Origin of the sequence: Thioalkalivibrio sp. ALJ2 (assembly GCF_000378325.1) — a bacterium.
In the GTDB taxonomy this organism is placed as follows: Bacteria; Pseudomonadota; Gammaproteobacteria; order Ectothiorhodospirales; family Ectothiorhodospiraceae; genus Thioalkalivibrio.
The window spans coordinates 1-13277 of the sequence record NZ_KB899563.1; the positions used below are offsets into that span (position 1 = coordinate 1).

A 13277-nucleotide genomic window follows, 5' to 3' on the forward strand; every position below is an offset into this window, starting at 1 on the left:
GGTCTCCGTGATCAAAATCACTGGCCGCCCACCGCCAGATGCAGCGTGGGTCCCTTTGTGCGGTACTGCCGCGCCATTCGGGATAGATCCATTCCCCCAAACCATGGATCGCCGGAATACGACTCGCTACTGCAGGAGGGTGAGATCGATCCGCCCTGGGGACGCCTCCCATTCGACCGGGCCATCGCACAATCGACGCGCCCGGTCCTGAAACACATCAATCGAAGTCAACTCGCGGATCAGCCACCCCCGACCAACCGGGGTGGCTGGTTACGTTTTGCCCACCCCTGGCAAGTCCTTGTTCCCTCGCTTTCCTCCCCCTCTTTCCCGTGCAGTTATCCACAGTTTTTGTGGATAACCCGAAAACCCGTCGCGTGGCCCTCTGGATTTTTTGTGGCTGTCACCTTGCCAGTGCGGAGAATTGGCGGCGTCCGTTGCCTTGGCATCGGGCAGCCCACACCCCTTGGGCTGGTGCCCGCGCCACCGGTGGCGCGGGTCTTTATTCCAAGCAGGCGAGGAAGACATGCGAAAACGGTTACCCGCACTCCTTGTGGCGCTGGCGTTCACCTCCTGGGGGAGCGCCGCTGCTACTGACATTCAGGTGGGCCGATACCTGACTGCCGCTGACGCACCCGCGCCCGAGCAGGTGCAGCCCCTGCAGGTCACGGTTCAGCTGGGTTTCCCCTCGGACATTCAGCACGTCGGGGCAGCACTCACCTACCTTCTGAAACACAGTGGGTATCGACTGGAGGACCCGGCAACGGCGGACCCAGCCATGCGCGTGCTGCTGACGCGACCGCTTCCCGAGGTGCATCGAGAACTCGGCCCCTTGAGCCTTGAGAACGCACTCGCAGCCCTCGCTGGCGCCACCTGGCGTCTGGTCGTTGATCCCGCCATGCGCGAAATCTCCTACGAGCCTCGTGAACCCTATGCCGAGGCCGCGCGATCGCGCGGTCGTGCGATTGCGGCTGATGACGTGCGCGATCTACTCACGCCACAGCCCTCCACGGCCAGCGTGTATGGCCCGGTTCAGAGCGGCGAAACTCTCCGCTCCGTCGCTGAGACGGTGTCGCCGGGGCAGCCAACCCGCATGGCCGCCGCGCTATTCGAGGCCAACCCGGACGCCTTCTTCCCGGATAGTGCGCCCAACCCGAACCAGCTCCGCACCGGCGTCGAGCTGGAAATCCCCAGCGCTGCGGCGGCCAGCCAGTACAGCCCGTCGCGCGCCCGGTCGATTCTGCGAGGTGATCAATGAGCACCACCGAGAAGTCGGAACCCCGTCCATCGCCTCAGCCCGTCCCGCGCTGGCTCAAGGTTGGCGGACCCGTCGCCGGGCTCGCCGTTGTGGCGACATTGCTCCTGATCTTCACGGGAGGCAGTGGCGCCGAAACCGAGGAGCCCACCCCCGACGCCCTTGAGCCGGTAACCGAGGACGATGCCAATCGTGTCAACGCTCTGGAAATGCTGCTTGCGTCCCTGGAGGCACGGGTCGCCAGTCAGCACGACGAGCTGCGTGAACTTCGCTCGGAGCACCGTGCGCTCCGGGAGACGCTCAACGGCCTGGAATCGGCGATCGACAACCGAGACCCCGACCAGGCCGTGACCGATCAACTGGACGCCTTGCAGGGCGAACTGGCGAAGCTGCGGGACGAGGTGGAGTCCTCGGGATCCACCGATCCCATCGAGGCCCTGAGGGACGAACTGAGCGCCACACAGCGCCGCGTGACCCGCCTGGAGGAAGTTCCGGAAACGCCGGAACCGAATGCCAGCCTGACGGGCATCGAACACTGGGGGTCTCGGCACTTCGCCATCCTGGAAGGCGCGAACGGACGCGAACGGATCCGTGTTGGAGATCGCCATGGGCGATGGACGCTGGAAAGCCTCGACTCGGATGCCGGCGTTGCGGTCCTCCGGCACCCGCGCGGGTTCATGCACGCCCTCACCATCCACGACGAGTAGGAGCAGGAGAGCATCATGGGTGGAGCTGTCGTTTTGCTGTTGATTGGGGTCGGCGTCATCGCGGCCACACACGATCCGGAACCCGAGGTGGCACCCGAACCGGCCCCCGTCGAGCCCGTCGCGATCCCGGAGCCACCCCCCACCTGTCTTGATCGGCTCGCGGAGCAGGCCCGGGTCGAAGCCGATCTTTCGTCCTCGTGGCCACAGCGCACCTATTTTGTCGATGGTCGCCCCTGCACGAGGGGGCTCCCATGATCCGGCACCGACACTCCGCGATCGTGTTGCTGTTCGCGACTGGACTGGCCGGCCACGCTCAGGCCAGCTCGGTCGAGTCCGAGCCGACACGCGCGGAAGCGCGCGTGTCCGAAGGTGTCGAGGCGTCCCCGGCCCGGACACAGCACTGGGACCTCTCTGACGCCGAATGGGAACAGTACGACTCGATCATGGAGGGTCCGCGTGGGCTATGGACACCGGACCTGGATCCGATATGGGTCCTGGGTATCCATGCAGAGACTGAGCGCGAGCGCCGGTACTACGCCGAACTGGCTGTGGAGCAGGAGCGGGAGCGTGTCGCCGGGGAGCTGGCCTTCCAGCATGCCTACGATGCCGCGTGGGATCGCCTGTACCCGGACCGGGTGTTGATTGAGTCCCGTGATCGATCCGGTGATGCGAGTAGCTCTGCGCCTCGGATCAGTGAGCCAACCACCCCCAGCCTGGCCGACCTTCATGCCGACGACCGCGTGGTGCTGGTCGCCGCCCGTGACTGTGAGCCCTGCGCGGAGATCCTCGGCCGTGCCGTGGATCGGTTGCAGGACGGGGCGCAGTGGCGGCTGGACGTCTTTCTGACGGATACCGATGCGGATCAGGAGGTACGCCGATGGGCGGCGGAGAATGCGATCCCGATCGACATGGTGCGAGCCGGTCGTATCACCCTCAATCACGACGACGGCACCTTGGCCGATCACGACACCCCCTCACTGTTGCGGCAATCCGGACAGCGCTGGCAGCCGGTCTTGCCCTAGCGCTTGCGACCAAGGCGGCGGCGGGCGTACCCGAGGGTTACCACCGTGTCGCGCAGGCCGAGGGCGTCCCAGCGGATGTTCTGTACGCCTTGGCCGCCGCCGAGTCTGGCGCGCGGCTCTCTACCGGTGTCGCGCGGCCTTGGCCCTGGACCCTCAATGTGGGTGGACGACCGGAGCGATACCGCACCTACCAAGAGGCCCTGGAGGCCCTGGAGCGTCACCTCGCGGCCGGAAAGCGAAACATCGATATAGGACTCATGCAGGTCAACTGGCACTGGCACGAGGAACGGCTCCAGGACCCGGCCCTGGCCCTCGACCCCTATAGGAACCTCCGCATCGGTGCCGCCATTCTGCGTGAACAGTACGAACGCAGCGGCCACTGGATTGAAGCCAGCGGCCTCTATCACGCGCCCTCGAACACCACCCACGCCGCCCGCCACCGGGCCCGTGTCCAACAACATTTGGAGGCCCTGCCGTGATTCCGAAACCCCTTGTGGCTGCTCTGCTGTCCTTCCTCCTTGTGCCCGCTTCTGCGCAGGCCCTGGAGGTGATCCTCGACACTGGCGAAGGCCAACCGGCCGGCCCGTACCTGGAGCGGCTGGAGGGAGCCGAGGAGCCCGCCCCTCGCAGCAGGGCCGCGCTCCCCCCGTTGAATGACGCGGCCGAGCGCATGCTGCCCATCGAGCCGTCCCGCTTGCGCGTGGCACCGCTGCAGGGACAGCCGCCGGCGCATGTGCGCGAGACACTCCGGAATATGCCCCGTCCGCTCTGCCTGGTGGGATCGGACTCGCAATCGCTCGCCTGGCTGGAGCACCACCGCGCGGCCCTGCTGCAGGCAGGGGCCGTGTGCATGCTCGTTCAAGCAGAAACCTCTGAGGACCTCGAACGGGTGCGCGACACCGCAAACGGGGTCCCGGTGCAGCTCTCGCACGGTGATGATTTGGCTGAGCGGTTGCAGCTCGACGTCTACCCGGTCCTGATCTCGCGCGAGGGGATCGAGCAGTGAGTCAGTTGCCCGTCGAGGCCCTGCTACGGCCGCCGATCGAGTTCTATTCCGCCTTTGTGGCCGGTGCCGCCGCCGTCATCGCAGTTGTCGCACCCTGGGCCCTGATGATGACGCCCTCGATCGCCTGGGTCGCGGCGGTTCTGCTTGGGGCGCTGGCCGTACACCGAGCGCGACAGGGATGGAGGATCATGCGGTATCACCGCCACCTCCGACAGCTGCCCGAGTTTTCAATGAGCGCGAAACAGATCCCCGTCTCGCGCCGGAAGCTCTACCTCGGACGAGGGTTCCGTTGGACGCAGAAGCACACGCAGCGCATGCGGGACACGATCCGACCCGAGGTCCAGCATTACGTGGACCCCGGCCCTCTGTACCGCTGGGCGCGTCGCAAGGAAGTTCAGTGGGAGTCCACTCCCGGCCTGCGCGGGATCGCGCGGGCACTCGGGAAACGATCCTGGTGGAACCCCGCGGCCCCTCTGCCCCCCGTGGGCGGGAAACCCGCGTTGCACGCCGTTGAGCCGGACGAGGAAGACGCCTGGACGGATCTCGGGGAGCGCGTGGGGCATACCCTGGTCCTGGGCACGACCCGGGTGGGCAAGACGCGCCTGGCCGAAGTCCTGATCACTCAGGACATCCGGCGTGGCGACGTCACCATTGTCATCGACCCCAAGGGGGATGCTGAGCTGCTCAAGCGCATGTATGCCGAAGCCCGCCGCGCGGGTCGCGAAGACCAGTTCTATATGTTTCACCTCGGTTACCCGGACCACTCCGCGCGCTACAACGCCGTCGGATCGTTCAGCCGAATCACCGAGGTCGCCACCCGTGTCTCGAACCAGCTCCCGAGCGAAGGCAACAGCGCCGCCTTCAAGGAGTTCGCGTGGCGGTTCGTGAACATCGTTTCACAGGCGATCGTGGCCCTCGGCCGACGCCCGGATTACCAACAGATCCTCCGACACATCACCTACATCGAGCCGCTGCTGATCGAATACTACGAGCACTGGCTCCCTCGCGTAGCGCCCGAAGGCTGGAAAGAGGACGTGGAGCGGCGTGAGGCCAACACCAATGAACGCCAGCTGCCGCGCAACCTGCAGGGCCGGGACCGGCGTGCCGTCGCGCTGATGCTCTACGCAAAGGAGCAGGGGCTTTTCGACCCCGTGGCCGATGGCCTGCGCAGCGCGTTCGAGTACGACAAGACCTACTTCGACAAGATCGTGGCCTCGCTGCTCCCCCTGATGGAGAAGCTGACCACCGGCAAGACGGCGGAGCTGATCGCCCCCGACTATCTCGACACCGACGACCCTCGCCCGATCTTCTCCTGGCGGGAGATCATCCGCACCGGCGGCATCGTCTACGTGGGCCTCGACGCGCTCTCGGATGCCGACGTGGCGGCGGCCGTGGGTAACTCGATGTTCGCGGATCTCTGTTCCGTCGCGGGCCAGCTGTACAAGCATGGGCAGGACGACGGCCTACCGGACGGTGGCCGGTCGGGGCTCCCGACGGTCAATGTGCATGCCGACGAGTTCAACGAGCTGATCGGCGACGAGTTCATCCCCCTGCTGAACAAGGCCGGTGGAGCGGGATTCCAGGTCACGGCCTATACGCAGACCTGGTCCGACGTCGAGGCTCGAATCGGATCCAAGCCCAAGGCCGGCCAGGTGGCCGGTAACTTCAACACACTGGTCATGCTGCGGGTGAAGGAGTACGAGACGGCCGAAATGCTCACGGCGCAGCTTCCGCAGGTCGAGATCAACACGCTCATGCAGGTATCCGGGACCAACGACTCGGCCGACCCCGAATCGGACCAGCACTTCTCCAGCCGCAACGAAGATCGCATTACGGTTTCCGAGGTTCCGCTACTCACGCCGGCCGACATCGTGACCCTGCCCAAGGGCCAGGCCTTCGCCCTGATCGAGGGGGGGCAGCTCTGGAAAATCCGCATGCCGCTCCCTGACAGCAAAGCGGATCCGGTGATGCCGGGTTCGCTCGCCGATATTGCCGAGCGCATGCAGCGCGATTACACCACGGCCGAGCACTGGTGGCAGGACGCCGCCATGCCGGTCGCCCCGCAGGAATCCGCCTGATGGCAAGCGCGAGCCGACAGGCATCGAAACACCCCGCGCAGCAGCGCGAGCCGGGGCTGATCGGACGCACGCTGAACCTCGTCGGCCAAATCCTCCTTTGGCTGGTCGCGGCGCTGTTGTTCTCCCTAATCGCGGAATGGGTCGGAATGACCTGGATCTGGCCGGACCAGGGCATCCAGCACAGTCAGCAGATGCTCGAACGCGAGATCGGCTACCTGAACGAGGATTTTCGCAAGTCGATGTTGACCTCGAATCCGGCGGACTTCGCCCGCAGCTTCGCGGATATGTCCTATCGCTTGATATTCGAGTACACGGGTATCCATTCCCTGGTCGAATGGCTCTCGGTCCCGGTTCACCCCGAAGATGGCCGATTCGCCCACTCTCTGCGCAACGGGTTTGTCGCGGTGGAGCCCTATGTGCTGGCCGGCATGGCAATCACACAAGTCTTCGCGCTCCGCCTGGGGGTGCTGACCCTCGCAATGCCCGTGTTCGTCCTGTTCGCCTTGGTGGCCCTGGTGGATGGGCTCGTGCAGCGAGATCTGCGCCGCTGGGGAGGTGGACGCGAATCGTCGTTCGTCTACCACCACGCGAAACGACTGATGGCACCCTCGATCGCCATGGCCTGGGTGGTCTACCTCGCCCTGCCGTTTTCGGTCCACCCGAATTGGGTCATTCTCCCGTTCGCCCTGCTCAATGCGATCACCATCGCCATTACGGCTTCGAGCTTCAAGAAATACCTCTGAGAACCCCACCCGCCTTTGCGAGTGTCACGAGCGTACCGCGTTTCTCCAGTCTTGGACGGCCGGACGCCAAACCCCTTCCCACCAACGTTCGACGCAGCACTCCCGTTCGGGCTTGCGATGGGATCCGCTCGGCCCACCCACGTTTCACCCTCGCCAAACCCGTCCTTTCCGAAGCCTCGATTGGCACGCCGCAGGGGCTCCACCCATGACGCGCGAAAAACCCTCCGGGTCGGCGTGAGGATTTTTCGTAGTCATCACGACCGGGGATCAGAAGACTGGGGCCCAAGCTAACGCCTGGGAGTCACACGTCATGCACAGGTCCCTTGTCGCGCTCGCTACGGGCGTGGTGATGATCACCTTCACACCGGCGGCGCTGGCCGACCGCGATGCGGAGCGCGAAAGCCTCAGCCGACTGGCTCACGAGATCCAGGCCCTGCACGCGTTGGTGGATCAGGCCGAAGCACACGCGGATCCCGACGCACGGATCCGGTTCCAGTACGACTGGCTGCGCCACGACCTGGAACGCGTGGAGTCTGGCATCGCGGAACACCTCCGGGCGCCGCGCGCGCAGCCCCGCCGTGTCGAGCCACTCAGCGGTGATTACCGCCGGTGAGCGGGAACGCCTCCAGTCAGTTCGAGCAGTGGGCCGGCGCGAGTGGCGCCGACCTCGGACTCGCGATCACGGCCATTGTCGCGGTCACCTACCTGGTCTGGCTGATGTGGGTCGTGATGGGGCAATTCCGGGCCTGGAGTGATCGCGAAATACCGATGTTCGACCTGTTTTGGGTCGCGATTCGAGCCGCCGTGGTGGTGTTGCTCGTGGGTTATTTCATCCGTCCATAGGAGGACTTTCCGATGTTCAGTACCTGCAAACGCCATTGGGCTCGCGCCCACTCCATTCTCTTGAGCGGAGTGGTGATCGCCCTCCACAGCACGCCCGCCTGGGCGCAGAACCTGCCCACGGCTCCCGAACCCGACGGGGGCTTCGAGGAAGGCAACTGGATCGACCTCATGCGCGGCTACATCTTCGAGGGGGCGATCGTCCTGGGGACACTGATCGCCGTCGCCTCCTTCCTGTGGGTCTCCTGGACCGCGCTGACCAAGTTCAACGAGGCGCGGCAGGGCAAGGCCGAATGGGGCGAGGTGGGTCTGCTCGGTGTGGTCGGTGCCGTGGTGCTCCTCGTCCTGAGCTTCTTCGTCAATCAGGCCATTTCGATCATGGATTAGTGCCGCATGGCAACGCCTAGACTCGAAAACCGAATGGCCGAGCGGCTCAACGAGGAACCGCCGATCTTTCGCGGCTGCTCCTCCAGTGAGCTGCTCGCCATTCTCGTGCTCGCCGTGATCGGCTGGCTTCCTGTCGGGATCCTGATCGGTTTCGTGGTCGGCGCTCCAATGATGGGCGTCGGATTCGCCGCGGTCGCCGTGCTGGGGACCGTGTTCATCACCGCCACGATTTTCCAGAAGATCAAGCGGGGCCGTCCCACCGGCTACTACCAACAACGCGCCATGCTCGCTCTGCACCGGAGCGGCCTGCGCAAGGTCCCGGTGACGCTACGGAGCGGAACCTGGGACCTGGGGAGACGTTCGTGAGATACCGCAAGGAACTCGACAGCGCCCGATCGCATATCAACACCCTACGGGGCGTCATCGCCGTCATGGCGCTTGTGGCCCTCGGTCTGTGGTGGGGATGGCAGCAGGCCCCCGACCGCCTGACGGTGCATATCCCCCCGGAGCTGCGCACCGGCGGGGTCATGGAAGCCGGGGAGGTGCATCCCGCGTCGGTGTACACCTTCGGGCTCTATATCTGGCAGCAGCTCCACCGGTGGCCCGAGGACGGTCGCGAGGATTACTCGAACAACCTTTGGTCACTGCAGGCGTTTCTGACGCCGCGCTTTCAGCAAACCCTCGAAGCGGACCGGGAGCAACGCGAGCGGCGGGGTGAGCTGCGGGATCGCAGCCGTTCCATCCGCGAGATCGACGGCCTGCGTTACACCCCGGATCGCGTGCAAGCCACGGGCGACGGTACGTGGACCGTATGGCTAGACGTGGAGGTGGAGGAGCGCATCGACGGCGAGCGGGTAAAGCAGGTCTTCATCCGGTATCCCCTGCGCATCGTCGCTTACGACATCGACCCTGAATCGAACCCATGGGGGCTCGCCCTTGCGGGTTTTGCCCAAGACCCCTATCGCATCGACCCGGAGGAGGAGCAGTAATGCGCCCGATCCTCGCCATTGCCCTAATCGCGGCCCTCTCGGGGCCGGTGTCGGCCATCGCCGGCGACAGCCCCGACCGCATTACGTGGGACGGCACGCCCGTCCAGGTCACCCTGCCCGTGGGACAGGAACGGATGATCCGCTTCCCTGCAGGGCACGTCCGCGTGGGGCTTCCACCCCATATTGACGACCAGGTTCGGGTGTTTTCAAACGATGGGATCGTCTACCTCAAGGCACAGTCCTCGTTTGGATCCGCCCGTGCCGTCATCGCCGACGTCGAGTCCGGAGCCACCTTCATGCTCGACCTTTCGGCCGAAGAAGGTGCCCGCGCCAATGAGGTTGTCATTCATCGGCCGGGGAGTCGGCGAGACCACGCCACCGACGCCCCGGACTCTGAACCTGACCACCAGAACCTGGACTACGTGGCGCTGACACGCTTCGCGGCCCAATCCCTGTACGGCCCCAGCCGGCTCGCCCCGCAGATGCCCGGCGTGCGCCAGGTGTCGCTGAACCAGGAGCCGGTCCGGCTGGTCCGAGGCGCGGCCGTCACCGCCGAACCGCTCGCGGCCTGGCGCGGCGGGCGCTGGTACGTCACCGCCGTCAAGCTGCGTAACGCCACGGAGTCCCCGGTCACGCTCGATCCCCGAGACCTGCGGGGCGACTGGCTGACGGCCACCTTTCAGCATGCGCGGCTGCATCCGGCCGGCCACGAAGCCGACACGACCGCCGTGTACGTCGTGTCCGATCGCCCCTTTGACGAGAGCTTTTGGGGGGTGCGCTGATGGTTTCCACCCAAGGCAATCGACTTCTCCCGATCATCGGCTTGGTCGTCGGGGTATTGATGATTCTGGTGATGTTTCGCTCCTGCGGCACCGAACCCACGGCCGAGGCGCCGGATTCGTTAGACCAGCGGGAGGCGGCAGCGCAGCCGGACGCGGACACGGCTACCGATACGATTCGCACCCTGACGGCGGAGCAGCGCGAGACGCGCCGACAGCTGCGCGAGCTGCGCGAGGATAACCAGCGGATGCGCGAACAGCTGGCCGAGGAGGCACGCCAGGAACCGGATCCGGAACGCCAAAGCCACCTGGAGGGGCTCCTCGGGCGGATGGACCAACTCAGCTCCCGCGTACAGGACATGGGGCAGCAGCTGGAGCAGCGCGACGAGGATCCCGACCTGGTGCCCGGGAGCGACATCCCGATCGGGCTGGGCATCCGGGAGGACGAGGCCCCGGTCATTCGGGACCGCACCCGCACGGCCGAACCCGAATCCGAATCCGCCGACACCCTGCGTTGGACGAATCCCGTGGGCTACGACCCCGAGGAAGAAGGGGGCGGTCTTCTCGATCGCAGCCGGTCGGCGGCCGGCACCATCCGGGATCATGGGGCCGCCGGGGTGGAACGCGCTCGTGACACTGCGGCCCGCGCCACTGGAACGGATACGCCAGACGAAGATCCTCGGTACACGGTGCCGCGCAATTCGACCCTGATGGGCTCCACTGCCATGACGGCCCTGATCGGGCGTGTACCGCACGGCGGGACGGTCGAAGACCCGGTGCCGTTCAAGGTGATCGTCGGCGAACGCAACCTGGCCGCCAACGACATCGACATCCCCAATATCGAGGGGATGATCTTCTCCGGGACCGCGATGGGCGACTGGACACTGTCCTGTGTCCGGGGCTCGGTGGAGTCGGCCACCTTCGTCTTTCAGGACGGCACCGTTCGCACTCTGCCGGATCCCGATGGGGATTCCGGTGACACCCTCGGCTGGATCTCCAACGAGCAGGGCGTGCCCTGCATTCCGGGCGATCGCATTTCCAATGCACCGGCCTACCTGGCGCAGGCCACCGGCATCGTGACGGCACAAGCCGCTGCGGACGCCGCCGCTGCCGCTCAGACCACGCAGATCGTGGGTCAGGAGGGTTTCACACAGAACATCGTCACCGGCGACACCGGGGAGTTCATTGCCGGCCGCGCGGCTTCCGGTGCCGCCCGCGAAGTCGCGCAGTGGCTGCGGGAGCGCCAGGAAAGCCACTTCGACGCGGTCTTCGCCCCCGCCGGCGAGACGGTCGCCGTCCACCTCGACCGGGAACTGAGGATCGATTATGAACTTGAGGGCAGAAGGGTCTCCCATGAAGCGTTCGAGCGCCGCTCTACCTATCGCACTCTTGATTAGTGCGGTCCTGACCGCCGGTTGCGCCTCCACTTCGGCGAACAAGGTGATCCCGAAGGACGGGCCCACCATGGACGAGGTGTACGAAGGACACTTCGAGTCCATGGGGCGCACCAATGTCGATGATGCCCGTCAGGCGCTGCAACAGCCGATCGGCCGAGACGTCCAGGAGGGGACTGCTGATCTCGCGGGCTACACACGCTCCGCCCAAGACGAAATCGAGACGCGATTCAGTCGGGTCCCCAATCCGACGCTCGTAATGTTCGTCTACCCGCACCTGGCCGGTCGTGACGAGGTCCCGGTGCCCGGGTATTCAACGTCGTTCCCGATGTACGACCGCCACCACTATGCACTTCCCGGGGAGGCGGGCGCCCGATGATGCTGAAAATGCTGACTTCGCTCCTACCAGGTCGCTCAACCCAGGGCGACGACGAGAGCCAGGGGCCAAGTCCAAACCTGGGCGGGTCACGTCCGGTGACGCAGGCCGAGGTCAAGGACCTTTACCGTCGGCCCAACTCGTTCACGGACCTGTTGCCGTGGACGGACTACGATCCGGCGACTCAGGTGTTCCTCCTGGAAGACCGCAACAGCGTCGGTGCGCTGTTCGAGCTGATCCCGGCCAGCTCCGAGGCGCGCACGCCCGAGTACATGGAGGACCTGCGCCAGCAGATCCAGGGCGCACTGACCGATTCGGTTCCCGAAGTGGACGGCTCCCCGTGGGTGCTGCAGGTGTTCGTGCAGGACGACCCCGCGCTGGGGGGTGTCACGGACCACATCCGTGCCTACGCCCGCGAGCGGTCCGAGGACGGTCCGTTTCGGGATGCCTATCTTGCGGAGGTGGACGACCACCTCCACCGGATCTCGCAGGAGGGCGGGCTCTTTGTGGATCAACAGGTGACCGGGGGTGCATGGCGCGGACAGAGGCGCCGTGTGCGCGCGTGCCTGTACCGCCGCTCGATCGCGGGTGATCTGTCCCCCGAGGAGACCCTCAACCAGGTGGCCGCCCAATGGGCGACCTCCCTGGAGGCCGTTGGAGTCGGCGTGAAGCGCTGCAAGGCGCAGGACCTGTATGAGTGGCTCGTCCCGTGGTTCAACCCTCGCCCCGAGGTCGCCGATGGCGACCCGGAGAAGCTGCTGAACGTCGTCCCCTATCCGGGGGACGAGGATCTCCCGTTCGGCCGCGACCTGGCCGAACTGTTCACCTACTCGATGCCGGTGTCGGATGCCCAGGCCGGCGTCTGGCGCTTCGACGGGATGCCCCATGCGGTCCTGAACGTCCAGAGTCTGCGGCAAGCCCCCAAGACCGGGCATTTCACGGCGGAACGCCAGGCCGGCGAGAACATCTATGCGCTGTTCGACCGCGCCCCCGAAGGCACGATCCTCTCGGTCACGATCACTATCCAGCCGCAGGACCAGGTCTCCAACCATATCGGGCAGATCCACGCCGCGTCCCGTGGGGACAACATCGAATCGCGGCTGGCACTGGAGGAGGTGGAGACCGCACAGGAAGAACTCGCGCGCGGCAACAAGCTCTACCCCACCCAAATCGCGTTCTACATCCGCGCGGAGGACGACACGCAGCTGGTGCGCCGGCGCAACGAACTGGCCTCGCGTCTGGTGGCGAACGGCCTGCAGATCATCACCCGAGAGGCCGAGCTGCTCCCGCTGGATACCTATCTGCGAGCGTTGCCGATGGCCTATGACCCGGCCCTGGAGCGCGTCACACGCCGGAGTCGCTACGTGTATGCCGACCACCTCGCGGCCCTGCTTCCCCTCTACGGCCGCACGAAGGGGACGGATCATGCCGGTTTTCTGTTCTACAACCGGGGGGCCGAGCCCCTGATGTTCGATCCGCTGCATCCCTCGGACCGGAAGAAGAATGCCCACGCGCTGATCCTCGGTCCCACCGGGGCCGGCAAATCCGCCCTGCTCACCTATCTGATCCTCCAAATGGTGGCGGTCTACCGTCCCCGGATCTTCATCATCGAGGCCGGCAACTCGTTCGGTCTGCTGGGTCAGTACCTGAACCACCGGGGCGTCTCGGTCAATCAGGTCTCCCTTACCCCCAAGGAGCGCGTCA

The 13277-nt window shown here is 65.7% G+C and carries 17 protein-coding genes; all 17 read left to right on the plus strand.

Going from position 1 to position 13277, the window contains the following annotated elements; genetic code table 11:
• Positions 1-550 precede the first annotated feature (550 nt).
• Positions 551-1255, plus strand: a complete 705-nt coding sequence (locus tag F468_RS0113575; RefSeq protein ID WP_026296547.1) for a hypothetical protein — start codon at positions 551-553, stop codon at positions 1253-1255.
• Entirely contained in the window at positions 1252-1959 is a 708-nt protein-coding gene (locus tag F468_RS0113580; RefSeq protein WP_018995382.1) for a hypothetical protein, read from the plus strand. The genes F468_RS0113575 and F468_RS0113580 overlap by 4 nt, the downstream gene beginning before the upstream one ends.
• Positions 1960-1974: 15 nt before the next feature.
• Complete coding sequence (locus F468_RS0113585; RefSeq protein WP_018995383.1) at positions 1975-2214, plus strand: hypothetical protein; 240 nt, start codon at positions 1975-1977, stop codon at positions 2212-2214.
• The gene (locus tag F468_RS0113590) at positions 2211-2981 is read left to right on the plus strand and encodes a TIGR03759 family integrating conjugative element protein (protein WP_018995384.1); all 771 of its coding nucleotides are present in this window, start codon (positions 2211-2213) and stop codon (positions 2979-2981) included. Before F468_RS0113585 ends, F468_RS0113590 begins: the two co-directional genes overlap by 4 nt.
• 158 nt (positions 2982-3139) lie before the next feature.
• A complete protein-coding gene (locus F468_RS14465) occupies positions 3140-3460 on the plus strand; it encodes a transglycosylase SLT domain-containing protein (protein WP_369773911.1) in 321 nt (106 codons plus the stop codon).
• A 14-nt stretch (positions 3461-3474) separates the two neighbouring features.
• Positions 3475-3987 (plus strand): PFL_4695 family integrating conjugative element protein, encoded by a 513-nt coding sequence (locus F468_RS0113600; protein WP_026296548.1) that lies wholly within the window; start codon positions 3475-3477, stop codon positions 3985-3987.
• The gene (traD, locus tag F468_RS0113605) at positions 3984-6065 is read left to right on the plus strand and encodes a type IV conjugative transfer system coupling protein TraD (protein ID WP_026296549.1); all 2082 of its coding nucleotides are present in this window, start codon (positions 3984-3986) and stop codon (positions 6063-6065) included. The genes F468_RS0113600 and traD overlap by 4 nt, the downstream gene beginning before the upstream one ends.
• Complete coding sequence (locus F468_RS0113610) at positions 6065-6808, plus strand: TIGR03747 family integrating conjugative element membrane protein (RefSeq protein ID WP_018995388.1); 744 nt, start codon at positions 6065-6067, stop codon at positions 6806-6808. The genes traD and F468_RS0113610 overlap by 1 nt, the downstream gene beginning before the upstream one ends.
• Positions 6809-7118: 310 nt before the next feature.
• Positions 7119-7421, plus strand: coding sequence for an RAQPRD family integrative conjugative element protein (locus tag F468_RS0113615; protein ID WP_038049340.1), 303 nt, complete (start codon positions 7119-7121; stop codon positions 7419-7421).
• The gene (locus F468_RS0113620; protein WP_018995390.1) at positions 7418-7651 is read left to right on the plus strand and encodes a DUF3262 family protein; all 234 of its coding nucleotides are present in this window, start codon (positions 7418-7420) and stop codon (positions 7649-7651) included. Before F468_RS0113615 ends, F468_RS0113620 begins: the two co-directional genes overlap by 4 nt.
• A 12-nt stretch (positions 7652-7663) precedes the next feature.
• Positions 7664-8035 carry a TIGR03745 family integrating conjugative element membrane protein gene (locus F468_RS0113625; RefSeq protein WP_018995391.1) on the plus strand — a complete coding sequence of 124 codons (372 nt, stop codon included), beginning with the start codon at positions 7664-7666 and terminating at the stop codon, positions 8033-8035.
• Positions 8036-8068: 33 nt separating this feature from the next.
• Complete coding sequence (locus F468_RS0113630; protein ID WP_018995392.1) at positions 8069-8401, plus strand: TIGR03750 family conjugal transfer protein; 333 nt, start codon at positions 8069-8071, stop codon at positions 8399-8401.
• Complete coding sequence (locus F468_RS0113635) at positions 8398-9024, plus strand: PFL_4703 family integrating conjugative element protein (RefSeq protein WP_018995393.1); 627 nt, start codon at positions 8398-8400, stop codon at positions 9022-9024. The genes F468_RS0113630 and F468_RS0113635 overlap by 4 nt, the downstream gene beginning before the upstream one ends.
• Entirely contained in the window at positions 9024-9806 is a 783-nt protein-coding gene (locus F468_RS0113640; RefSeq protein WP_018995394.1) for a TIGR03749 family integrating conjugative element protein, read from the plus strand. Before F468_RS0113635 ends, F468_RS0113640 begins: the two co-directional genes overlap by 1 nt.
• Entirely contained in the window at positions 9791-11200 is a 1410-nt protein-coding gene (locus tag F468_RS0113645; RefSeq protein ID WP_018995395.1) for a TIGR03752 family integrating conjugative element protein, read from the plus strand. The genes F468_RS0113640 and F468_RS0113645 overlap by 16 nt, the downstream gene beginning before the upstream one ends.
• 43 nt (positions 11201-11243) lie before the next feature.
• Positions 11244-11576, plus strand: a complete 333-nt coding sequence (locus tag F468_RS0113650; RefSeq protein ID WP_231373203.1) for a TIGR03751 family conjugal transfer lipoprotein — start codon at positions 11244-11246, stop codon at positions 11574-11576.
• Positions 11576-13277 (plus strand): conjugative transfer ATPase (locus F468_RS0113655; RefSeq protein ID WP_196801190.1); only part of this gene is annotated, 1702 nt, incomplete at its 3' end. The genes F468_RS0113650 and F468_RS0113655, both read left to right, overlap by 1 nt.

Coding starts and splice junctions, on each gene's coding strand:
- F468_RS0113580 (WP_018995382.1), top strand. CDS start 1,252: ATGAGCACCACCGAGAAGTCGGAACCCCGTCCATCGCCTCAGCCCGTC.
- F468_RS0113585 (WP_018995383.1), top strand. CDS start 1,975: ATGGGTGGAGCTGTCGTTTTGCTGTTGATTGGGGTCGGCGTCATCGCG.
- F468_RS0113590 (WP_018995384.1), top strand. CDS start 2,211: ATGATCCGGCACCGACACTCCGCGATCGTGTTGCTGTTCGCGACTGGA.
- F468_RS0113610 (WP_018995388.1), top strand. CDS start 6,065: ATGGCAAGCGCGAGCCGACAGGCATCGAAACACCCCGCGCAGCAGCGC.
- F468_RS0113615 (WP_038049340.1), top strand. CDS start 7,119: ATGCACAGGTCCCTTGTCGCGCTCGCTACGGGCGTGGTGATGATCACC.
- F468_RS0113625 (WP_018995391.1), top strand. CDS start 7,664: ATGTTCAGTACCTGCAAACGCCATTGGGCTCGCGCCCACTCCATTCTC.
- F468_RS0113630 (WP_018995392.1), top strand. CDS start 8,069: ATGGCCGAGCGGCTCAACGAGGAACCGCCGATCTTTCGCGGCTGCTCC.
- F468_RS0113640 (WP_018995394.1), top strand. CDS start 9,024: ATGCGCCCGATCCTCGCCATTGCCCTAATCGCGGCCCTCTCGGGGCCG.